Origin of the sequence: Acidovorax sp. Root70 (assembly GCF_001428225.1) — a bacterium.
GTDB lineage: Bacteria > Pseudomonadota > Gammaproteobacteria > Burkholderiales > Burkholderiaceae_C > Acidovorax.
Genome location: NZ_LMHQ01000028.1, coordinates 325667 through 347121 on the forward strand (window position 1 = coordinate 325667; position 21455 = coordinate 347121).

At 66.1% G+C, this 21455-nt stretch carries 19 protein-coding genes; 12 read left to right on the top strand and 7 right to left on the bottom strand.

Annotated features, from left to right (window positions below):
- Positions 1-303 precede the first annotated feature (303 nt).
- Positions 304-1905: a PAS domain-containing sensor histidine kinase gene (locus tag ASD94_RS16080; RefSeq protein WP_235510692.1), complete on the top strand. Its 1602-nt coding sequence runs from the start codon at positions 304-306 to the stop codon at positions 1903-1905.
- 66 nt (positions 1906-1971) lie between these two features.
- Here the strand turns inward: ASD94_RS16080 and ASD94_RS16085 are convergent, their stop codons facing one another.
- From ASD94_RS16085 to ASD94_RS16100, 4 genes are all read right to left on the bottom strand, one after another.
- Positions 1972-2526, bottom strand: coding sequence for an EF-hand domain-containing protein (locus ASD94_RS16085; protein WP_056644790.1), 555 nt, complete (start codon positions 2524-2526; stop codon positions 1972-1974).
- A gap of 170 nt (positions 2527-2696) precedes the next feature.
- Positions 2697-3176, bottom strand: coding sequence for a YiiD C-terminal domain-containing protein (locus ASD94_RS16090; RefSeq protein WP_056644792.1), 480 nt, complete (start codon positions 3174-3176; stop codon positions 2697-2699).
- Positions 3177-3269: 93 nt separating this feature from the next.
- The gene (locus ASD94_RS16095; protein WP_056645099.1) at positions 3270-4172 is read right to left on the bottom strand and encodes a LysR family transcriptional regulator; all 903 of its coding nucleotides are present in this window, start codon (positions 4170-4172) and stop codon (positions 3270-3272) included.
- A gap of 4 nt (positions 4173-4176) precedes the next feature.
- A complete protein-coding gene (locus ASD94_RS16100) occupies positions 4177-4659 on the bottom strand; it encodes a MarR family winged helix-turn-helix transcriptional regulator (protein ID WP_156391448.1) in 483 nt (160 codons plus the stop codon).
- Between the two features lie 130 nt (positions 4660-4789).
- Between ASD94_RS16100 and ASD94_RS16105 the strand changes: the two genes are divergently transcribed.
- The 11 genes from ASD94_RS16105 to mmsB all read left to right on the top strand — a co-directional run bounded on the left by ASD94_RS16105 (position 4790) and on the right by mmsB (position 15338).
- The gene (locus ASD94_RS16105) at positions 4790-5992 is read left to right on the top strand and encodes a 3-hydroxybenzoate 6-monooxygenase (protein WP_056644798.1); all 1203 of its coding nucleotides are present in this window, start codon (positions 4790-4792) and stop codon (positions 5990-5992) included.
- Positions 5993-6055: 63 nt separating this feature from the next.
- A complete protein-coding gene (locus tag ASD94_RS16110; protein WP_056644801.1) occupies positions 6056-7189 on the top strand; it encodes a cupin domain-containing protein in 1134 nt (377 codons plus the stop codon).
- A gap of 84 nt (positions 7190-7273) precedes the next feature.
- Positions 7274-7981: a fumarylacetoacetate hydrolase family protein gene (locus ASD94_RS16115; protein ID WP_056644804.1), complete on the top strand. Its 708-nt coding sequence runs from the start codon at positions 7274-7276 to the stop codon at positions 7979-7981.
- Positions 7982-7996: 15 nt separating this feature from the next.
- On the top strand, positions 7997-8635 hold the full coding sequence (gene maiA / locus ASD94_RS16120; RefSeq protein WP_056644807.1) for a maleylacetoacetate isomerase: 639 nt from the start codon (positions 7997-7999) through the stop codon (positions 8633-8635).
- A 66-nt stretch (positions 8636-8701) separates the two neighbouring features.
- A complete protein-coding gene (locus tag ASD94_RS16125; protein ID WP_082576904.1) occupies positions 8702-9757 on the top strand; it encodes a tripartite tricarboxylate transporter substrate binding protein in 1056 nt (351 codons plus the stop codon).
- A 255-nt stretch (positions 9758-10012) separates the two neighbouring features.
- Positions 10013-11536, top strand: a complete 1524-nt coding sequence (locus ASD94_RS16130) for a CoA-acylating methylmalonate-semialdehyde dehydrogenase (protein WP_056644809.1) — start codon at positions 10013-10015, stop codon at positions 11534-11536.
- 163 nt (positions 11537-11699) lie between these two features.
- Positions 11700-12116, top strand: coding sequence for a lysozyme inhibitor LprI family protein (locus ASD94_RS16135; protein ID WP_056644812.1), 417 nt, complete (start codon positions 11700-11702; stop codon positions 12114-12116).
- 45 nt (positions 12117-12161) lie between these two features.
- Entirely contained in the window at positions 12162-13328 is a 1167-nt protein-coding gene (locus ASD94_RS16140) for an acyl-CoA dehydrogenase family protein (protein WP_056644815.1), read from the top strand.
- Positions 13329-13391: 63 nt separating this feature from the next.
- Positions 13392-13904: a TfoX/Sxy family protein gene (locus ASD94_RS16145; protein WP_056644818.1), complete on the top strand. Its 513-nt coding sequence runs from the start codon at positions 13392-13394 to the stop codon at positions 13902-13904.
- 32 nt (positions 13905-13936) lie between these two features.
- Positions 13937-14338: a DUF488 domain-containing protein gene (locus ASD94_RS16150; RefSeq protein ID WP_056644821.1), complete on the top strand. Its 402-nt coding sequence runs from the start codon at positions 13937-13939 to the stop codon at positions 14336-14338.
- A gap of 58 nt (positions 14339-14396) precedes the next feature.
- Entirely contained in the window at positions 14397-15338 is a 942-nt protein-coding gene (gene mmsB, locus ASD94_RS16155; protein WP_255357449.1) for a 3-hydroxyisobutyrate dehydrogenase, read from the top strand.
- 112 nt (positions 15339-15450) lie between these two features.
- On the opposite strand, the gene ASD94_RS16160 is transcribed toward mmsB, so the two are convergent.
- From ASD94_RS16160 to ASD94_RS16170, 3 genes are read right to left on the bottom strand one after another with little or no spacing between them, the layout of a single operon-like run.
- Positions 15451-19083: an EAL domain-containing protein gene (locus tag ASD94_RS16160; RefSeq protein ID WP_056644826.1), complete on the bottom strand. Its 3633-nt coding sequence runs from the start codon at positions 19081-19083 to the stop codon at positions 15451-15453.
- Positions 19084-19101: 18 nt separating this feature from the next.
- Complete coding sequence (locus ASD94_RS16165; protein WP_056644829.1) at positions 19102-19515, bottom strand: response regulator; 414 nt, start codon at positions 19513-19515, stop codon at positions 19102-19104.
- The gene (locus tag ASD94_RS16170) at positions 19512-21362 is read right to left on the bottom strand and encodes a PAS domain S-box protein (RefSeq protein WP_056644832.1); all 1851 of its coding nucleotides are present in this window, start codon (positions 21360-21362) and stop codon (positions 19512-19514) included. The genes ASD94_RS16165 and ASD94_RS16170 overlap by 4 nt, the downstream gene beginning before the upstream one ends.
- Positions 21363-21455 lie beyond the last annotated feature (93 nt).

The following is a 21455-nucleotide window of genomic DNA, read 5'->3' on the forward strand; positions in this document are numbered from 1 at the left end:
TCATCTGGAAAATTCTGCAGCGTGCACCCGGGCCCTTTTCAGGGCCCTTTTTCATGGGCGTCCTGTGATGGGGACGCTCCGTCGGAGCAAGCCACTCGGTCGCATACCCAAGCATCAAATGATCAATTTGCGTAAAAAATACGCTTAAATTGATACTATTTGCATTTTAATAATTTATTTGATACAAACGATATATCTATTTCACAACCACTCTGCCCGCTGTCCATGCCTCTTACACCCCCTCACGTCGGTCACATGAGGCTGTTTCAGGTTCGCCTGCTCCAAGGGATCCTGTTGGCGAACGTGGTTTTTGGGCTGTTGTTGCTGGGCGTGGGCTCTGCGGGGCTGGTCAGCACCCCAGGGGCATGGAGCCTTGCTATCGGTGCGAGCACAGCGTTGACGGTGGTGCTGTGGTGGGCCGTGCGCGGATGGCCGCAGGTGTATGCGCCGGTGGCGCTCTTTCAGACCGTGATCGGGCTCGCGTTGTTCACGTATGCCCTCTTGCAGCCCATGGGCCACGAACTGCGTGCCGTGTGGTTCCTGATCGGTGTGGGGGCTGCCTACCTGCTGCTGGGCCGGACTGCAGGCATCGGCTACACCCTGGTGACCCTGGCGCTGGTGCTCGGGAGCAATGGCCTGCAAAGGGTGCCGTATTCACCGCATGCCCTCATCGTTTTTACGCTGGCCCTGCTGCTCAGCAGCGTTTGTTTTTACCTGTTTGTGGGCGAGGCGATGCACCTGTACCAGCACCTGTCTGACCGGGACCAGCAGTTCACGCTGCTGACCGAAGGCGCCGAAGAGGTGATCTGGCGCATCAACCCCGACATGACGGTGGCGTATGTGAGCCCCGCGGACGAACGGGCGCGTGGAATCGCCGCGCATGAGGTCATCGGCCGCTCCTTTTACAAAACATTGATGCCCGAAGGCGCTGCGGCACTGCGCCAGGCGGTGCGCGAGCGGCAGCCGCTGCTGACGCTGCCGATGCGCTGCACCAATGGCGACGTGCGCTGGTTCGAGATGTCCAGCCGCCTGTACCGTGACGCCCAGGGCCACCCGGCCGGGTACCACAGCATTGGCCGCGACGTGACAGAGCGACTGGAGCTGGAGCGGGCCCTGCAGGCAGAGCGCCAGCGCTTGGAGTCACGGGTCAAGGAGCGCACAGCGGCGCTGTCCATTGCCAAAGAAGCCGCAGAGGCCGCCCTGCGCACCAAGAGCATCTTTCTGGCCAACGTTGGGCATGAGTTGCGGACCCCCATGACGCTGATCCTGGGCATGACCGAACTGGTGCGCAATCGCACACAAGATGAGCGCCTGAAGCCCCCGCTGAACAATGTGATGGATGCGGCCAAAGGCCTCATGCGCATGCTGAACGACCTGATCGACCTGGCTGCGCTGGAGACACGCCAGGTGGCGTTCCAGTTTGCGCCGCTGTCGCTGCCAGAGGTGGCGGCCGATGCTGTGCAACTGCTGGAGCCACAGGCGCGCCAAAAAGGCTTGCACATCTTCATGGACATCAATGGCGCAGGCACCGATGCCTGCCACGTGGGGGACGCAGGCCGCATTCAGCAGGTGCTCGTCAACCTGCTGGACAACGCCGTGAAATTCAGCCCCTCAGGCCACATCCAGTTGACCCTGGAAACCGAACGGGACACCCCCGAAACGACGGTCTGGCGCCTGCGGGTGACCGACCAGGGCATCGGCATCGCGGCCGGTGACCAACACCGCATCTTCACGCTGTTCGAGCAGGTGGATGGGTCATCCACGCGCAGCTTTGAAGGCGCCGGACTGGGTCTGGCACTGTGCAAACGCCTCGTCGAAGGCATGGGCGGCAGCCTGGGTGTGGAGAGCGAACCGGGCAAGGGCAGCAGCTTCTGGGTGTCGCTGCCCCTGCCCAAGGTTGCCTGATACGGCCCTCTGAACCCTAGCGGCCCTCCCCGCACTCGGGTCAGGGCGCAGGTCCACGCAGGCGGTTCAGGCCGTGTGCGTACGCCGTTCGGCCAGAGCAAACGCCGACGAGAGCGCAGCAAACTCCTCCTTGGCCACGGTGCCATCGGCATTGCCCGCGTGGTCCATCACCTGCAGCACGGCTTGCGAAAACGGATCGCTGCCCGCTTGCGGGCCCTTGGTACGCGCCAGCCCCTTGAGGAATTCATCATGGGTGATGACGCCGTCCTTGTCGGCGTCAAAGCCTGCGGTGATCTGCTGCTTCTGGTCTTCGGTGGCGCCAAACCGCGTGAGCAGCGCCTGGAAATCGTCCTTGGACACCGCACCCGCTGCACGGCCGCCGGGCAATGCGGGGCTGGCCTGCCCCACCGAGCGCGCCACGCCCGTGACGGCGCCCGCAGACGAGGCCTGTCCCGCCATGCCCGCCAGCGTCTGCGCCTCGGGGCTCAGGGTGACCACGGCCGACGGCTCGGGCGCTGCCGCCTCGGCCCCACGCCGTGCGGACGCCTTGCCCGCGCCGCTGGAGGCCGCATTGAAAATCATCGACGCCACCGATGCGAGGCCGGAAATGAGAGGGGACATCGCCATGAACTCCTGTGTGGCGACAGCCTTCGTGACCCCATCTGTCCGGAGTCCACGGCATCGCCCAGGGCCACAAGGTTACGCGCCCGGTGCGCGGGCAATGGGGGGATCAGCGGGGACTAAAGGGGCGTATTTGAACCCTCATGCAAGGGCGCCCAACCGCTCACGCTTCACGCATAGCCCGGCCCAAAGGCCACAAACTCGCCAGCGAGCGACCCCGCCACCTGCCCCTGGTAATGCAGCGCTGCAGCCTGCGTGATCCGGCCCAGCCCCTTGCGGCGGATCATGCGGGTGAAAGACTCCCATGCCGGCCGCGCGGGCGCCAGCGCCACGGCTGTGAAGGTACCGCCAATGGGCGCCAGGTAGTCCATGGTGTTGCGCTGGATCACCAGACGGCTGCCCAGCCCCTCGGCCGTGAGCCCCAGGTGCAGCATCGACCAGGCCGCCAGAATGGCCACGGCCGAGGCGCTGCCCCCAAACACCGTCTCGCGGTGATTGATGTTAGGTGCCAGGGGCGCGCTCAGCACCACTTGCTGCAACGATGCCTCGACCACGGTGACCTGCATGGCCTGGGACAGGGGGATGTGTTGGTGCAGGTAGGTTTGCAACGTCGCGGGGGTCACGGCGCCGCCTGAAATGGGAGGGTTCATAAAACGACGTGGGTAGGGGTGCAAGCCGTTGCGGGGAGATGCATGTTTCAAAAGATCGTACACATCCCCGTCACCCACGGCTTCGCGAAAACTTCAGCTGGCTGGCGCCGGGGGCAACAGCAACCCCTGCTGCGCCGCCACCGCCTCGCGCAAGAACGCCCAGGTGGCCTGCATGCGGGCCACATGTTTGTTGTCGCCCGGCATGGACATCCAGAAGGTGCGCTGAAACCGTGCCACCCCCGGCAGCACGGGCGCCAGCGAAGGGTCTTGCGCCGCCACAAAGGCGGGCAGCACTGCCAGCCCCGCTCCCACGCGGGCGGCTTCGTACTGGGCCAGGATGCTGGTGCTGCGCAGCGCGAAGTGCGCGGGGCGGTGCAGCTCGTCCAGGATCTGCAGCTCCTTGCTGAACAGCAGGTCGTCCACGTAGCTGATGAAAGTGTGGCCCCGCAGGTCGTCTGGCGTGTGGATGGGGGCATGGCGCTGCAAGTAGCTGCGCGCTCCATACAGTTGCAGCACGTAGTCGGTGAGCTTGACAACCACCACCGCACCGCGCGCCGGGCGCTCCAGCGAGATGACGATATCCGCCTCGCGGCGCGACAGGTGCACCAAGCGCGGCAGCGCCAGCAGGTCCACCACGAGGCCGGGGTGGTCCAGCGCAAACCGGGCCAGCTGGGGCGCCAGAATCAGGTTGCCGAAGCCTTCGGTGGTGCCGATGCGCACCAGGCCATGCAGGCCCTGGCGCACGCCGGGTGTGGCGTTTTCCACCGCCAGAAAGGCGGCCTCCATGGCCTCGACCTGGGGCAGCAGTGCGCGCCCGGCCTCGGTCAGCCGGTGGCCGCCCGCCTCGCGCGCAAACAGGGCGGAGCCCACTTGCTTTTCGAGCGCCTGCAGGCGGCGTGCCACCGTGGTGTGGTCCACCGCCAGGCGGCGCGCGGCCCCCACCAGCGTGCCAGCGCGGGCCAGTTCCAGAAAGTAGCGCAGGTTGTCCCAGTCCATGGCGTCACCGGGCGCGCCGTGCAGCGCGTCCGTCCAGCGGCTCGCTGGGCGCACGGCTGAGCGCGTTGTTGCCCCGCACCAGCGTGCGCAGCATGTCCATGAACACCTCGCGTTGCTCGGGCGCCAGGGGTTCGAGCATGCGCTCCTGCGCGCGCAGCATGCCGGGCTCCACCTCTTCCAGCATACGCTGGCCTTCAGGCGTGAGGGTCAGCAGACGCACGCGGCGGTCTTCGGGGTGGGCATTGCGCTGCATCAGCCCGCGCGACTCCAGCCGGTCGATCACGCTGCCAATGGTGGAGGTGTCAAAACCAATGGTGCGCGCCAGCGTGCGCTGGTCGATGCCCGGCTCGCGCCCCACGGCATACAGCGCGGCGTATTGCACGGGGGTGATGCCCGTGGCCTGCGTCTCCTCCAGAAAGACGGCCACCGCAATCTGCTGCAGGCGGCGGATATGGAAACCAGGGAGGTTGTCGATCTCTACGGACATGAAAAAATTAAGGGTTTTCACTAATCTTGATGCGGATCATTTTAGACCCTACACTAATCATCAGTGTACTTTTGATATGTACACGTCTTATTGATCCACATCAGTGGCAAAACGGATGGAGACAGCGGCAATGACAGTTTTGAACACTCCCACAGCACCGGTCCTGGTCGCTGGCGGCGGCATCGGCGGCGTAGCGGCGGCCCTGGCATTGGCGCGCCAGGGCTATGCGGTCAAGGTGCTGGAGCAGGCACCGCAGCTCGGCGAGATCGGTGCGGGCATCCAGCTGGGCCCCAACGCCTTTGCCGCGTTTGACGCCCTGGGCATTGGCGAGCTGGCGCGGGCCCGCGCGGTCTACACCGACGAAATGGTGATGCACGACGCGCTGGACGAACGCCTGGTCGGCCGCATCCCCACTGGTGAGGCGTTTCGCCAGCGCTTTGGCAACCCGTACGCTGTGATCCACCGCGCGGACATCCACACCTCGTTGCTGGAAGGGGCCAAAGCGCACGGCAACATCGAGACACTGACCGGCACACGCATTGAGCGCGTGGAGCAAACCGCCGACACCATCACGGTGTACGACCAGCATGGCGTGGCGCACCAGGGCCAGGCCCTGATTGGTGCGGACGGTGTGAAGTCCGTGGTACGACAGCAATATGTGGGCGACGCCGCCCGCGTGTCGGGCCACGTGGTGTACCGCGCCGTGGTGGAGAAGAACGACTTCCCCGAAGACCTGCGCTGGAACGCTGCCAGCATCTGGGTCGGCCCCAACTACCACCTGGTGCACTACCCGCTGCGTGGCGGCGAGCAGTACAACGTGGTCGTGACCTTCCACAGCCGCGAGCAGGAAGAATGGGGCGTGCGCGAGGGCAGCCGCGAAGAGGTGCAGAGCTACTACCGCGACTGCTGCCCGCGCGCCCACCAGCTGATCGACATGCCCAAGAGCTGGAAACGCTGGGCCACCGCCGACCGCGAGCCCATCGGCCAGTGGACCTTTGGCCGCGCCACCTTGCTGGGCGATGCTGCCCACCCCACCCTGCAGTACCTGGCCCAGGGCGCGTGCATGGCACTGGAAGACGCGGTGACCCTGGGCGAGGCCCTCAAGCGCTGCCACCAGGACTTCGCCCAGGCGCTGTCGCTGTACGAGCGCTCGCGCGTCGCCCGCACGGCACGCGTGGTGCTGTCGGCACGCGAAATGGGCCGCATCTTCCACGCCCAGGGCGTGGAGCGCCTGGTACGCAACGACCTCTGGAAGGGCCGCAGCCCCGAGCGATTTTACGACGCGATGGAGTGGCTGTATGGCTGGAAGGTCGACAACTGCCTGGCCGCCTGAGCCGGCCGTGCGCCTTGCCCCATCGATCTTCTCCCCTCCCCCACATTCACCCAAGGAATTCCCATGAGCGCGATGGATCCCGTACCGTCCCCCGTTCGCCTGTCCGCTGTGGCGGCCCATGGCCAGCCAGAGCCCACGCCCGCGCTGGAACAGCTGTACCGTGGCTTTGAGCAGGAAATGCTGGTGCCGCTGTGGACGCAGATCGGCGACCTGATGCCCCCCCATCCGCAGAGCAAGGCCAGCGCCCACCTGTGGCGCTGGGACCGGCTGGTGCCGCTGGCCGATGAAGCAGGCCGCATCGTGCCCGTGGGGCGCGGGGGCGAGCGCCGGGCCATTGCGTTGGCCAACCCGTCCCTGGGCGGCAGACCGTTTGCCACCCCCACGCTGTGGGCGGCCATCCAGTACCTGATGCCGGGCGAAGACGCGCCCGAACACCGCCACACCCAACACGCATTCCGCTTCATCGTGGAGGGCGAAGGCGTGTGGACCGTGGTCAATGGCGACTCGGTGCGCATGTCGCGCGGCGACTTCCTGCCACAGGGCGGGTGGAACTGGCACGCCCACCACAACGCCGCCGACAAGCCCATGGCCTGGATCGACGGGCTGGACATTCCGTTCGCCTATTACACCGAGTCGCAGTTCTTCGAGGTGGGGCGCGACGCCATCAGCCCGGCAGAGCGGATCACGCCCATGCTCTCACGCTCTGAACGCCTGTGGGCGCATCCAGGCCTGCGCCCGGTGTCGCAACTGCAGGACCAGCCCGTCACCCCCATGCTGGCCTACCGCTGGGTGGACACCGACAAGGCCCTCAACGAACAACTGGCGCTGGAAGCCGAGGGCCACGCCGCCACGCTGAGCCCCGGCCACGCCGCAGTGCGTTACACCAACCCCACCAATGGCCGCGACGTGCTGCCCACCATCCGCTGCGAGATGCACCGCGTGCGCAACGGCGCCACCACCCGTACGCGCCGCGAGGTGGGCTCGTCGGTGTTCCAGGTGTTTGACGGCCAGGGCACCGTGAAGGTGGGAGACCACCAGTGGCAGGTGCGCCGTGGCGACATGTTTGTGGTGCCGTCCTGGCAACCCTTCACGGCCCAGTGCGATGCCGGCCAGCCCTCGCTGGATCTGTTCCGCTTCAGCGACACGCCGATTTTTGAGGCCGTGCATGCCTGGCACGAGCAGGTAGAGCCCGCGTAACCACAACCCCGTCCCATTCATTCCTTGCAGCGTCTGCCCGCCCACGCGGGTGGGCCCTGCACTCCTCTTTGACCGAAAGCCCCGATGACTGCTACCTCTTACCTCTGGACCCCGCCTCCCGTTCAATCGTTGCCAGTGCGCGGCAGCGCGCAGCGCCTGCCCATCCACCGCCTGTTCTTTGTGGGCCGCAACTACCACGCGCATGCTGTCGAAATGGGCCGCCCTGTGGACAAAAGCGTGGAGCGCCCGTTCTACTTCACCAAGGCCCCCCAGACGCTGACCGAATCGGGCGCCACCGTGGTCTACCCGCCCGAGACGCAAAACTACCACTTCGAGATGGAACTGGTCGTGGCGATTGGCAAGGCCGGTTTCCGCATCCCGGCCGAGCAGGCGCATGAGTACATCTACGGCTACGCCTGCGGCCTGGACATGACCCGCCGCGACCTGCAACTGGTGGCGCGCGACAAGGGCCGCCCCTGGGACCTGGGCAAGGACGTGGAGCAATCCTCCGTGGCGAGCGAGGTGGTGCCCATGCCGGGCAAGGTGATCGAGTCTGGAGTGATCGAGCTGTCGGTCAACGGCGCGGTCAAGCAGCAGTCCAACGTGGACAAGCTGATCTGGAACATCCGCGAGATCATTGCCGACCTCTCCCTGTTCTACCACCTGCAGCCCGGCGACCTGATCTACACCGGCACGCCCGAAGGCGTGGGCGCCGTGGTGCCCGGCGACCACATCACCGGCCGCGTGGAGGGAGTGGGCGAAATCGCGCTGACCGTGGGCCAACCCGCATAAACCGAGGACCGACCCATGAAGCTGTACAGCTTTTTCCGCAGCGGCACCTCGCACCGCCTGCGCATCGCGCTCCACCTCAAGGGCCTCACGCCCGACTACGTGCCGGTGGACCTGCGCGTGGACGAGCAGGCCGAAGCACCGTTCAAGGCCATCAACCCGCAGGGCCTGGTGCCGGCGCTGGAGCTCGACAACGGCCAGGTGCTGATCCAGTCCCCCGCCATCATCGAATGGCTGGAAGAGCGCTATCCCACGCCCCCACTGCTGCCTGCCGACCCGCTGGCCCGCGCCCAGGTGCGCGCACTGGCCGCCATCGTGGGCTGCGATGTGCACCCCATCAACAACCGCCGCATCCTGCAAACGCTGCGCAAGCAGTTCGGCGCGGACGAAGCCGCCATCAACGCCTGGTGCGCCACCTGGATCACCGCCGGTTTTGACGCCATCGAGTCCCTGCTGGCCCAAGACACCACGCGCGGCAGCTACTGCTTTGGCGGCGCGCCCAGCCTGGCCGACGTGTACCTGATTCCGCAGGTCGAAAGCGCCTGCCGCTTTGGCGTGGACATGGCCGCCTGGCCGCTCATCCGCGCGGTGGATGCCGCCTGCGCCGAACTGCCCGCCTTTGCCCGCGCCGCCCCTGCGGCCCAGCCAGACGCCTGACGGTGCCACGACACCGCAGCCACCACCGTCACACCCGCATTCATCACTACAACCAGGAGACAAACCATGCCCGCCTTCCCATCCGCCACTTCGGCGCCCCACCACCACGACACCCTGGTCCCGCAGCGCGGCCTGCGCCGCCGTGCGCTCACCACTGCAGCCCTGCTGCTGGGCGGCGCCAGCGCCACCGGCCTGGCCTGGGCCCAGGGCAGCGCGCCCGCCTTTCCCAGCAAGCCGGTCACCGTGGTCACCGCATTCGCCGTGGGCAGCGGCCCCGACGCGGTGCTGCGCCTGGTGGCCAACAAGCTGTCGGTGGCCTGGAAGCAAAGCGTGACGGTGGACAACCGCCCCGGCGGCGGCGGCTTCATCGCCATCGAGGCCGCGCGCCGCGGCGCGCCGGACGGCCATACCCTGCTGCAGCTGGACAGCGAACACCTGTCCGCCCTGCCCCACCTCTACAAGCAACGCAACTTCCAGACCTTGCAGGTTTTTGACCCGGTGGCGCCGCTATTCCGCACGCCGTTCCTTGTTGCCGTGCCCACGCAATCCCCCTGGAAGAACATGGGCGACCTGATTGCGGCCGCCAAGAAGGGCCAGGGCGCGGTGAGCTACGGCTCGTGGGGAGTGGGCAGCCCAGGCCACCTGGGCGGGGAGTGGCTGGACCTGGTGGACGGCACACAAATGACCCATGTGCCGTTCCGCGAGGTCAGCCAGCTGTTCACCTCGGTTGCCAATGGCGACCCGGCCTGGAGCCTGGCCAGCATTCCCTCCAGCCAGGGCATCTACAAGGCCGGCAAGATCCGCTACCTGGCGGTGGCCGGCCCGCGCCGCATTGCGCAGCTGCCCGATGTGCCCACGCTGGCCGAGGCCGGTGGCCCCGCGCAGGTGGACGTGAACTCGTTCGTGTCCCTGCTGGCCGTCAAAGGCGTGCCCGCACCGGTGCGCGCCCAGATCCACGCCGATGTGCTGAAAGTGCTGCAAGAGCCCGAAGTGCGCGAGAAATTCAACACCTTTGCGTTCGAGCCCCTGTCGTGGTCGGTCGAAGAAATCCAGCGCCAGGCCGGGGTCAAGTCCGAGCAGTACAAGCTGCTGATCCAGAAAGCCAATATCAGCCTGGAGTGACGGCCAGGGGCCTTGCGCCTGCACAACCTGTCGAATGACCCTCGCGCCCGCCTGGGGCCTTGCACCGTATATGCGGGCAAGGCCCCGGGCGGGCGCTGTGCCGTGGGGCCAGCACAAGCAAGTTGGCGATGTGCAAATATGCAAAAACAAAGTGCAATTTTCTCTATTGCACCAGCAATTTCGCACAGCTAACATGGTGCAGTTCGAGGCACCTTGCCGCACCCCTGCACGCATTTTTTCCAGGAGACACACCCCATGAACGCACCCACTTCCCAGGCCGTGCTGGCCCCCACCGTCAAGCTGTTGATCGGCGGCCAGTTCGTCGAATCCAAGACCACCGAATGGCGCGATGTGGTGAACCCGGCCACGCAAGAGGTGCTGGCCCGCGTGCCGTTTGCCACGCAGGACGAAATCAATGCCGCCGTAGCCTCGGCCAAGGAAGCGTTCAAGACCTGGAAGAAGACCCCCATCGGCACCCGCGCCCGCATCTTCCTCAAATACCAGCAGCTCATCCGCGAAAACATGGCCGAGCTGGCTGCCATCCTCACGGCTGAACAGGGCAAGACCCTGCCCGACGCCGAAGGCGATGTGTTCCGCGGCCTCGAAGTGGTCGAACACGCCGCCAGCATCGGCAACCTGCAGCTGGGCGAGCTGGCCAACAACGTCGCCGGTGGTGTGGACACCTACACCCTGCTGCAGCCCCTGGGCGTGTGCGCAGGCATCACCCCCTTCAACTTCCCCGCCATGATCCCGCTGTGGATGTTCCCCATGGCCATTGCCACGGGCAACACCTTCGTGCTCAAGCCCTCCGAGCAAGACCCCATGGTGACCATGCGCCTGTGCGAGCTGGCGCTGCAAGCCGGCATCCCCGCTGGCGTGCTGAACGTGGTGCACGGCGGCGAAATGGCCGTGAACGCCATCTGCGACCACAAGGACATCAAGGCGATCAGCTTTGTGGGCTCCACCAAGGTGGGCACGCACGTCTACAACCGCGCGAGCCTGAACGGCAAGCGCGTGCAATGCATGATGGGTGCCAAGAACCACGCCATCGTGATGCCCGATGCCAACAAGGAACAGACCCTGAACGCCCTGGCCGGTGCCGCCTTCGGCGCCGCAGGCCAGCGCTGCATGGCGCTGTCGGTGGTGGTGCTGGTGGGCGAGGCACAAAAGTGGATTCCCGAGCTGGTCGAGAAGGCCAAGACGCTCAAGGTGAGCGCTGGTGTGGAAAAGGGTACGGATGTGGGTCCGGTCGTGTCGTGCGCCGCACTGTCGCGTGTGGAAGGCCTGATCGAGCGTGGCATTGCCGACGGCGCCAAGCTGGAACTGGACGGCCGCAAGCCCCAGGTGGCCGGCTACGAAAAGGGCAACTTTGTGGGCCCCACGGTGTTCAGCGGCGTCAAACCCGGCATGGCCATCTACGACCAGGAAATCTTTGGCCCCGTGCTGTGCCTGTCGGCCGCTGCCGACATTGACGAAGCCATCGAGTTCATCAACAGCAACCCCAACGGCAACGGCACCGCCATCTTCACCCAGTCGGGTGCGGCGGCGCGCAAGTTCCAGGAAGAGATCGACGTGGGCCAGGTCGGCATCAACGTGCCAATCCCTGTGCCAGTGCCGCTGTTCTCGTTCTCGGGCTCGCGCGCTTCCAAGCTGGGCGACCTGGGCCCCTACGGCAAGCAGGTCGTGCTGTTCTACACACAGACCAAGACCGTGACGGCGCGCTGGTTTGATGACAGCACCATCTCGCATGGTGTGAACACGACGATTAGTCTGAAGTAACCCCCTGAGCGGCTGCGCCGCTTCCCCCTTTCTCTGCATCGCTGCGCGATGCGGAAGGGGGACGCCACCCGTGCCTGAACCGCTTGATGGCGGCCCTTGCACGGTGGCACTGGCTTAGGCAGTGCCAGTTTTTGCGAGCGGTTGTCGGTGGTAAAAGCGGTGCATGCAAACTTTTCAGACAACGATGCGGAGATGGGCCGTGGTCTTCGGTGCTGCGTGCGTGATGCTGGTGGGTGCCAATGTCCACGCGCAGGCCGGTGCGGCCTGCAAGCCTGGTGGTACCGTGGAAGAAATCAACGCCTGCGCCGTGCAAACCTTCCAGGCGGCAGATACAGAGATCGCTGTCCTCTACGGCGACGTGATGCGCGCGCTGTCGGCCCACGAGCGGCCCCAACTGCGGCAGGAGCACACCGCCTGGCAGCGTGAGCGCACCACACGCTGCAAGCAAGCCCAGCGCAGCAACGAATCGCAACCCCAGTGGCCGCGCCTGTACCACGAGTGCCTCACGGCCGAGACCCAGGCGCGCCGCAAGGGCCTGATGCGCTGGCTGACGCTGGACCACCCGTCCGGCAAGCCATGAACACGCCCCACCCCAGAACAACAAAAAGCCAAGAGACAGAACACCATGGACTTTGAACTCACCGAAGAGCAGCGCGCCTTTGCCCAGACTGCGCGCGACTTTGCCCAGGCAGAGCTGGCACCCCACGCCGCGCACTGGGACGAAGAAGGCATCTTCCCCAAAGAAGCCATCGCCAAGGCGGGCGAGCTGGGCTTTTGTGGCCTGTATGCACCCGAAGCCGCCGGTGGCCTCGCCCTGCCCCGGCTGGACGCCACGCTGGTCTTTGAAGAAATGGCGGCCGTGGACCCATCCACCACCGCCTTCATCACCATCCACAACATGGCGACCTGGATGCTGGGCACCTGGGCCACACCCGCCGTGCGCGACCACTGGGGCCCACTGCTCACCACCGGCGAAAAGCTCGCCAGCTACTGCCTCACCGAGCCTGGCGCAGGCTCCGACGCCGCTTCACTCAAGACGCGTGCTGAGCTGGTGGGCAACGAATACGTCATCAACGGCGCCAAGGCCTTCATCAGCGGCGCAGGCAGCACCGACGTGCTGGTGCTCATGGCCCGCACCGGCGATGCGCAATCGGGCGCGGGCGGCATCAGCGCCTTTGCCGTGCCCGCCGATGCGCCCGGCATCAGCTACGGCAAAAAGGAACAAAAGATGGGCTGGAACAGCCAGCCCACGCGCACCATCAGCTTTGACAACGTGCGCATCCCCGCCGACCACCTGCTGGGCCGCGAGGGCGAAGGCTTCAAGATCGCGATGAAGGGCCTGGACGGCGGCCGCATCAACATCGCCACCTGCTCGGTGGGCGCAGCCCAAGGCGCGCTCAACGCCGCCCAGCAGTACATGCAAGACCGCAAACAGTTTGGCAAACCCATCGCCAGCTTCCAGGCCCTGCAGTTCAAGCTGGCCGACATGGCCACAGAACTGGTCGCAGCCCGCCAGATGGTGCGCCTGGCCGCCAGCAAGCTGGACGCCGGTGCGCGCGACGCCTCTACCTACTGCGCCATGGCCAAACGTTTTTCCACCGACGCAGGCTTTACCGTGGTCAACGAGGCCCTGCAACTGCACGGCGGCTACGGCTACATCCGCGAATACCCGCTGGAGCGCCTGCTGCGCGACGCACGTGTGCACCAGATTCTGGAAGGCACCAACGAAATCATGCGCGTGATCATTGCGCGGCGCATGCTGGATGGGGACGCCACCGAGGCCATCCGGTAGCTACAACATTCATAGCTATTCAGGCATATTCCACTAGCGCTACCGGCATTTTTTGCTCTCGCCATGCCCGCCCGCCCGCTGTCCGACGAAACCCTGCACCTGATCGACGCCGTGCGCACGGCGCTCGCGCACCGCAGCGATGTGGAGGAGCGTGCCCTGTTTGGAACGCACGCCTTCTTTGTGGACGGCAAGATGTGCATCGCCGTCAAGGGCGAGGAGCTGCTGGTGCGCTTGCAGCCGGAACGGCACGGCGAGCTGCAGGAGATGCAGAACACGCGCGAACTCTCTCCAGGCGGTGGGATGAAGGGCTACTTCTGGGTGGAGCCCAACGGCTTTTCCACCCGTGCGCAGTGGAGCTTCTGGATCGACGAAGCACTGGCCTACAACCCGCACGCCAAGGCGGCACCGCCCAAGAAAAAAAGGGATGCCGCCAAAGCCCGGCCAGCTCCTGCCAAGAAAGCCGTGGCAACAGGCACGCGCGCGAAAAGCGCGACAAGCGCGACCACCAAGGCCGCCAAGCCCCCTGCCCAAAAGCCCGCAGCCAAGAAGCACAGCATCTTCGAAGCCGACGACTGACTTGCCCCTACACCCCCACCCGGAGCCCCACCATGCCCCTTCGCATCGTCCGCCTTGGCACCCCGCGCGCCGCTGGGGAAGGCACCCGCATTGGCACCGTGCGCCGCCCGCCGCGTGGCGTGCCCAAGGCCGAGTTCGCCAGCCGCGACTACTACGACGTGTGGTACCCCCTGCTCTCCCCCAGCGCCGACCTCATGGCCCAGGGCCAGCAGGTGCCTACTGGCCAAGAAGGCGACAAGGCTTGGGAGGCTTTCGCCAAACAGTTCCGCAAAGAACTGGCCCAGCCCGAGGCCAGCCGCACGCTGGATTTGCTGGCCGCGCTGTCGCACCACAGCGCCATGTCGCTGGGCTGCTACTGCGAAGACGAAGCGCGCTGCCACCGGTCGGTGCTCCGCGCTGAGCTGGCGGGCCGCGGAGCAGACATCACCGATTGATTTCAGATGTTTTTGGGCTCAAGCGCTAGATAAATATGCGCTGGTAGCTATCAAATTCATACCAAACCCGAACCCTTTTCTTTCACCATCACAACGACATCAGGAGCAACACAGCATGAAAATCGCATTCATCGGCCTCGGCAACATGGGCGGCCCCATGGCACACAACCTGCACAAGGCAGGCCACGAAGTGCGCGCCTTCGACCTCTCACAACCCGCCCGCGACAAGCTGGCCGCAGACGGCGTGCCCATCGCCGCTGACGCCAAGGCAGCAGTCGCAGGCGCCGAAGTCGTCATCAGCATGCTGCCCGCCAGCCAGCATGTGGAAGGCCTCTTCCTCGGCGCAGGCGACCTGCTGGCCCAGCTGCCTGCGGGCACGCTGATCATCGACTGCTCCACCATCGCTGCCGCCACCTCCCGCAAGGTGGCCGAGGCCGCCAAGGCCAAGGGCGTGGCTTTTATCGACGCGCCCGTGTCGGGTGGCACCGGCGGCGCCATTGCAGGCACCCTCACCTTCATGGTGGGCGGCGATGCGGCCGACCTGGAACGCGCCCGCCCCGTGCTCGAAAAAATGGGCGCCAACATCTTCCACGCCGGCAGCGTGGGCGCAGGCCAGACGGCCAAGATCTGCAACAACATGCTGCTGGGCATCCTGATGGCGGGCACCAGCGAGGCCATTGCCCTGGGCGTGGCCAACGGCCTGGACCCCAAGGTGCTGAGCGAAATCATGCGCCGCAGCTCGGGCGGCAACTGGGCGCTGGAGAAGTACAACCCCATGCCGGGCGTGATGGAAACCGCGCCCGCCAGCAAGGGCTACGCGGGCGGCTTTGGCACCGACCTGATGCTCAAGGACCTGGGCCTGGCGCAGGAGAACGCAGCGGCCGTCAAGGCCAGCACCCCACTGGGCGGCCTGGCGCGCAATCTGTATGCCGCGCACAGCCTGGCGGGCCATGGCGCACTGGACTTTTCCAGCATCATCAAGATGGTGCAAAAAGGCTGAGGGTGGCGGGCTGGTGGCCCGGCCGTCATAGCGACCCGCCGCCACCGCCAGCCATACTCTCCACGCCAGTCATGCCGATCGCGCCGACCTGCGGGTCGGCTTTTTTTGTCGGCTATTTCCCCACCAGGGTTTGCAAGAACTGCGCTTCAAACACCTCGGCCGCGACGGGCTGGCTCAGCAGATACCCCTGGATTTCGTCGCAGCCCAGAAGCGCCAGGCGCCCAGACTGCTCCTCGGTCTCCACCCCTTCGGCCACCACCTTCAGCCCCAGCGAGTGCCCCAGGTTGACGATGGTGGACACCAGCGCCACGCCCTGCGGGCCCGAGGCCATGTTCAGGATGAAGGACCGGTCGATCTTGAGCGTATCCACCGGCAACTTGGCCAGGTAGCTCAGCGATGAGAACCCCGTGCCAAAGTCATCGATGGCAATGGTGATGCCCATCTGGCGCAGGGCGTGCAGGCTTTGCGTGCTGCGATCCACATCATCCATCACCATGCTTTCGGTGATCTCCAGCTCCAGGCCGCTGGCCGCCTGGGCATCGTAGGCCACGGCATCACGCACCTCGGCGATGAAGTCCCGGTGCCGCAGCTGCAAGAACGACACGTTGACGGCCACCCGCAGGGGCGCCAGCCCTGCCTGGCGCCAGCGCAGGTTGTCGGCCAGCGCCTGCCGCAGCGCCCAGCGGCCCACGTCATAGATGAGGCCCGTCTCTTCCAGGATGGGGATGAAATGCACCGGCGGCACCAGGCCCCGGCGCGGGTCGTTCCAGCGAATCAGGGCCTCAGCGCCGGTGATGGTGCCGCTGGCCAGATGGAGCTTGGGCTGATAGTGCAGCACGAACTGGCCCTGCTCCAGTGCGGCGCGCAGGCGCCCTTCCAGGCTCAGCGCCTCGGCCACGCGGGTGTTCATCTCCGAGGTGTAGAACAGCAGGCTGTCGGCCGAGGCCTTGGCCTTGTTGAGGGCCGCCTCGGCGTTGCGCAGCAGGGTCTCGGCGTCGGCGCCGTCCATGGGGTACAGCGCCACACCGGCCTTGGCCGCCATGCGCAGCTCCGTGCCGCCCACCATGAAGGGGGTATCGAAACAGGCGCGCACCAGCAGGTCCACCGCCAGCGCCACCGCACCAGCATCGCGCGCCTCGGTCACGGCAATGCCGAAGCTGTTGATGCCGATGCGCGCCACGTCATACAGATTGCCCGCTGCATGCTGCAGCCGCAGTGCCACCTGCTTGAGCAGCTCGTCCCCCACCTGGCGCCCCAGGGTGTCATTGACGATGCGAAACCGGCTGATATCCACCAGCCCGATGCCCAGCAGCGTCTTGGCGCCCTCGCGGGGCCGCAGGTGCTGGCCGCCGCGCTCCAGAAACAGGGTGCGGTTGGGCAGGCCGGTGATGTCGTCGTAGTACGCCAGGTAGTTCAGCCGCTCCTCCTTATCGAGGTGGTCCATGGCAAAGCCGATGTCCCCCGCCAGCTCGGTAAGCAGGTGCATCTCCTCCTCGTCAAAAAACCCGGCCTCGTCGGCAAACAGGGCAATCACCCCCACCACCTGGTGGGCCACCAGCAAAGGCAGCACGGCCATCGATGCCACACCGCGCTCGGCCAGTTCCTTGGGCACCAGCACGCGCGGGTCGTTCTGGATGTCCTCGCACACCACGGCCTCGTGGGTGCGCACCACGCTCGCGCTCAGGCTTTCGCCCACCCTGGGGGTGTCGGTCAGCCACAGCCGGCGCCGCACGTGCATCAGAAAGTTTGCTCCCGCGCCTGCCAGGGCCACCGGCACCACCTCTTGCAGGGAATGGTCCACGCGGCCGATCCAGGCGATCTTGAACTGGCCGTGCTCCACCGCGATGCGGCACGCCTCGCGGAACAGCTCGTCACGCTGGCGCACGCGCACGATGAGGGTGTTGATGCCGCTGAGCACGGCGTACACCCGGTTGAGCCGCTTGATGCGGCGCTCGGCATCGCGACGGGCGGTAATGTCTTCGCCCAGGGCCGCCACCCCCGTCACCTGCCCGCCCACCGAGCGCAGCACGGTGTTGTTCCAGTGCACCAGGCGCCGCCCACCCGAGCGGGTGAGGATCTCGTTGTCGTAGTGCCAGGCTGAGGGTCGGTCGGCCAGCACGTCGGCAAACACGCCGCGCACCTCAGCCCCCCCGGGGGGCACAAACAGGTCGAACCAGTTGCGCCCAAACACCTCATCGCGCTGCCAGCCTGTCAGGCGCAGCAGGTAGTCGTTGCAATAGGTGATGCGGCCTTCGCAGTCCAGCATCAGCGAGATCATCTCGACCTTGTCGAGCATGTCGTTGAAGCGACGGTCGCTCTCGTGCAGCTCTTCCTCGGCGCGCTTTTCCTTCGTGATGTCCTGGATGGTGTTGAACCAGCGGCCCTGCTCGCCCCGGCCTGCCTCGTCCTCCAGCGGCTCCATCACCTGGCGCAGATACAGCGGCTGGCCGTCGCCACGCACGACACGGTAGATGAAATCCATGCGCGCCCCCAGGTGCGCGGCCTGCAGCGCGTGGCGGCGGAACATGTCGCGGTCGTCGGGGTGCACCAGCGACAGCCAGTCGCGGGCCGAGCGGGGCATGGCGCTGTCGTCCAGCCCGAGCATATCGGGCAAGGTATCGAGCCAGCTCTCAAAGGCTCCGTCTGGCCCGCTGATGACATGGGAGATCTTGGCCAGCACCTGCGCCCTGCGCAGGCTGGTCTTGCTGGCGCGCAAGGCATCCATGGCCCGCTGGCGTTCCTGCACCTGCACCTGCAGCTGGTCGGCGTGCTGCTGGATCTCCTGGTACAGGCTGCCGTTCTCGTAGATGCGCCCCACCTGCGCGCCCAGGATGGCCAGGACTTTTTCATCGTCGGCGCTGAAGGCTGGGGCCCCCTGCTTGTTGGCCAGGCACAGCCAGCCGTAGGAGAACGACAGCGACACAATGGGCGCCATCACCGCCGTGTGCACGGGCGGGTAGCCGGTGGGCAGGCCCAGCGCCACCGGGTCGGCACCCTCGTTGACGATGCGGTGCGAGCGGCGCTCGGCACGCAGCTGGCCCAGCAGCCCGTGCGACACCACGGGCTGCTCCAGCGGCCCGGTCTGTTGTGCGGGGTCGATACCACTGGTGCAGGTGATGGCCCCTTCGCCGTGTTTGCGCACCACGCACAGCACGGCATATTGCGCCCCCACCAGCTCGAGCGCACCCCGGCATACATTGGCCAGCAGCACCTGCGGGTCGCGCTCGGAGGCCAGTTGCAGGTTCAGATCGGTCAGCGCAGACAAGCGCCGGTTCATGGCCTCCAGCTCGGCCATGTTGCCGGTGAGCTTGTCGGTCATCAGCTGCAGGTGGCGGGTCTGAAAGCCGTGCTCCAGCGCCACCGACGGCTGGTGGCGAATCTGCGTCAGCGCCTGCTCGATGGCGGCCAGGATGTCCTGCGGCTCACAGGGCTTGAACAGCACCTGGGTCACGCCACAGGCCTCGGCCAGGCGCAGGGCTTCTTCCTCCTGGTAGTGAGCGCTGCAAAAGATCACCTGCGTGGCCGCCAGACCATGGTCCGAGCGCAGTTGCCGCACGAACTCAAAGCCGTCCATGGTCGGCATCAGGATGTCGGAGATCACCAGGTCCGGCCGCTCGGCACGGACCACAGCCAGCGCCTCGGCGCCATCGGCCGCCTCCAGCGCCTGGTGGCCGCTGTGCCCGACGAGGGTCACCACCAGCGCGCGGTTGGCGGGGAGGTCATCGACGACGAGGATCTTTGCCATGCTGTACGTGCGGGGTGTTCAACCGGATTGGGACGAGGTTGGGCGGGCTCCAGCCAAAAACGCCTCGATCTGCTGCACAAAGGTCTCGGGCGTGATGGGCTTGGACAGGTGTTCATTAAAACCGACTTCGAGCGCCTTCTCGCGGTCGCCCGGCATCGAGAAGGCCGTCACCGCGACCAGAGGCACTACCCGCCAGCGCGGGCTGGCACGCAGCCCGCGCGCCACTTCGTAGCCGTTCATCACCGGCATCTGCAGGTCGCACAGCACGATGTCGGGGCCTTCGGCCAGGGCCAGCTCCAGCCCCACGGCACCGTTCTCGGCGGCCAGCACCCGGTGGCCGGCGGCTTCCAGCAGGTAGGTGACCAGCATGCGGCTGGCGTCATCGTCCTCGATGACCAGCACGGAGGCGGGATGTGTGGTGGTGGTCGTCATGCCACATGCTCCGGCAATTGCAGGGTGAAGGTGCTGCCCAGGCCCTCGGTGCTGTCAAAACCCAGCGTGCCGCCCAAGGCCTCGGCCAGCTTGCGACTCAGGTGCAGACCCAGGCCGGTGCCCTCGTGGTGGCGGCGGTCCGCGCTTTCCACCCGTGAAAACGCCTCGAACAGCCGGGGCTGCTCCTGCAGCGGTATGCCAGGGCCGGTGTCCTGCACCCGTAGCTGCACGGCACGGCCGGTGGGCAACTGCAGCTCCTGCAGCACCACATCCACCCGTCCCTGTTGCGTGAATTTGATGGCATTGCCCACGAGGTTGATGAGGATCTGGCTGAGCGCGCGCCGATCGGTGAGCAGCAAGACATCCACCGGCGGCGTATGCACAGCAAAGGCCAAGCCCTTGCGCCGCGCCTCCAACTCCAGTGTGGCAGACACTTCTTCGATCAGGGTTTTGCAGTCCACTGGCTCCAGGTTCAGCGTGACCTTGTTGGCGCTGAGCTTGGCCACGTCCAGCAGATCATTGATGAGCGACAGCAGGTGCTTGGCCCCGGTCTGCACGATGCGCAGTTGCTTATCCTGCTCGGTGTTGAGCGGTCCGGGCAGCTTCATCAAGAGCGTGCCGGTAAAGCCGATGATGGCGTTGAGCGGTGTGCGCAGTTCGTGCGACATGCTGGCCAGAAAGCGGTCTTTCACCAGCGCCGCGTTCTCCAGCTCCAGGTTCTTGTCGCGCAGCACCTGCTCGATGCGCTTGCGCTCGGTCACGTCGCGGATGGCGCTGGAGACAAACAGGCCCTCTTCGGTCTCCAGCGGACTCAGGCTGATCTCCACCGGGAACTCGCTGCCGTCCTTGCGCAGGCCATGCAGCTCCAGCCCAGCGCCCATGGAGCGGGTGCGCGGTTCGGCAAAAAAATTGTGCCGATGGTCAGGGTGGCGGGCGCTGAAGCGCTGAGGCACCAGCAGCTCGATGGGCTGCCCCAGCAGCTCGTCGCGGCTCCAGCCAAACAGCTTCACTGCCTGCGAGTTGACGAGCACGATGTGCCCCTCGCGGTTAACGATGACCATGGCGTCGGGCGCGGCCTCCAGCAGGTCCTTGAACTTCTGGTCCGCCCGCTTGCGGTCGGTGATGTCGCGGATGGCGCTCATCACCATGGTGCCCTCTTCGGTGTCGATGGGACTCAGGCTGATCTCGACCGGGAACTCACCGCCGTCCTTGCGCAGGCCGTGCAGCTCCAACCCCGCCCCCATGGTGCGGGTGCGTGGCTGGCCAAAAAAGCCGCTGCGGTGGCCCAGGTGGGCACCGCGGTAGCGGTGGGGCAGCAGCACCTCCACCGCCTGCCCCAGCAATTCGGCACGGGGGTACCCAAACACGCGCTCGGCTTGCGAGTTGACCAGCACGATGCGCCCGGTCACGTTGACCATCACGATTGCATCAGGGGTGGATTCCAGCAGGTCGCGAAATCGCGCTTCGAGCAGCTTGGCATCTCGCTGCACCTTGAGCTGGGTGACGTCCTTGGTGCTGGACAGGTAGTGAAGCAACTGCCCATCCGCCGCACACACTGCCTTGGTGGACACATTGACATGCACCAGCGAGCCATCCTTGCGCCGCCGCACCGATTCGTGCACCACAGAACTTCCGCGCAGTGCCTCGGCGCGCATGTCGGCGTCTTCCTTCGCCCGGTCTGCGGGGACGATCAGCTCCAGCACCGAACGCCCCAGCGCCTCTGCCTGGGGGTAGCCAAAGATACCCTCGGCGGCGGGGTTCCAGTTGAGCACCTGGCCGTCTGGCGACAGCACCAGCAGTGCATCGGGGTTTTGCTCCCAGTACGCGGCAGAAAAGTCAGTCGCCATGCAGCCCTCTTGCTCCGGGGGGAGTGGCAGCCGGTGTGCCTGGTACGCCCGTGCCCTGCCCCCTGTGTCAATGTTCTTGCCTAAGGTGGCGAT

Bases quoted from the DNA above. Each gene is read 5' to 3' on its own strand.
- ASD94_RS16145 (WP_056644818.1), top strand. From the start codon at position 13,392: ATGCCCGCCCGCCCGCTGTCCGACGAAACCCTGCACCTGATCGACGCC.
- ASD94_RS16085 (WP_056644790.1), bottom strand. From the start codon at position 2,526: ATGTCCCCTCTCATTTCCGGCCTCGCATCGGTGGCGTCGATGATTTTC.
- ASD94_RS16095 (WP_056645099.1), bottom strand. From the start codon at position 4,172: ATGGACTGGGACAACCTGCGCTACTTTCTGGAACTGGCCCGCGCTGGC.
- maiA (WP_056644807.1), top strand. From the start codon at position 7,997: ATGAAGCTGTACAGCTTTTTCCGCAGCGGCACCTCGCACCGCCTGCGC.
- ASD94_RS16130 (WP_056644809.1), top strand. From the start codon at position 10,013: ATGAACGCACCCACTTCCCAGGCCGTGCTGGCCCCCACCGTCAAGCTG.
- ASD94_RS16150 (WP_056644821.1), top strand. From the start codon at position 13,937: ATGCCCCTTCGCATCGTCCGCCTTGGCACCCCGCGCGCCGCTGGGGAA.
- ASD94_RS16165 (WP_056644829.1), bottom strand. From the start codon at position 19,515: ATGACGACCACCACCACACATCCCGCCTCCGTGCTGGTCATCGAGGAC.
- ASD94_RS16125 (WP_082576904.1), top strand. From the start codon at position 8,702: ATGCCCGCCTTCCCATCCGCCACTTCGGCGCCCCACCACCACGACACC.
- ASD94_RS16100 (WP_156391448.1), bottom strand. From the start codon at position 4,659: ATGTCCGTAGAGATCGACAACCTCCCTGGTTTCCATATCCGCCGCCTG.
- ASD94_RS16115 (WP_056644804.1), top strand. From the start codon at position 7,274: ATGACTGCTACCTCTTACCTCTGGACCCCGCCTCCCGTTCAATCGTTG.
- ASD94_RS16160 (WP_056644826.1), bottom strand. From the start codon at position 19,083: ATGGCAAAGATCCTCGTCGTCGATGACCTCCCCGCCAACCGCGCGCTG.
- ASD94_RS16105 (WP_056644798.1), top strand. From the start codon at position 4,790: ATGACAGTTTTGAACACTCCCACAGCACCGGTCCTGGTCGCTGGCGGC.
- ASD94_RS16170 (WP_056644832.1), bottom strand. From the start codon at position 21,362: ATGGCGACTGACTTTTCTGCCGCGTACTGGGAGCAAAACCCCGATGCA.
- ASD94_RS16135 (WP_056644812.1), top strand. From the start codon at position 11,700: ATGCAAACTTTTCAGACAACGATGCGGAGATGGGCCGTGGTCTTCGGT.
- ASD94_RS16090 (WP_056644792.1), bottom strand. From the start codon at position 3,176: ATGAACCCTCCCATTTCAGGCGGCGCCGTGACCCCCGCGACGTTGCAA.
- ASD94_RS16140 (WP_056644815.1), top strand. From the start codon at position 12,162: ATGGACTTTGAACTCACCGAAGAGCAGCGCGCCTTTGCCCAGACTGCG.
- ASD94_RS16110 (WP_056644801.1), top strand. From the start codon at position 6,056: ATGAGCGCGATGGATCCCGTACCGTCCCCCGTTCGCCTGTCCGCTGTG.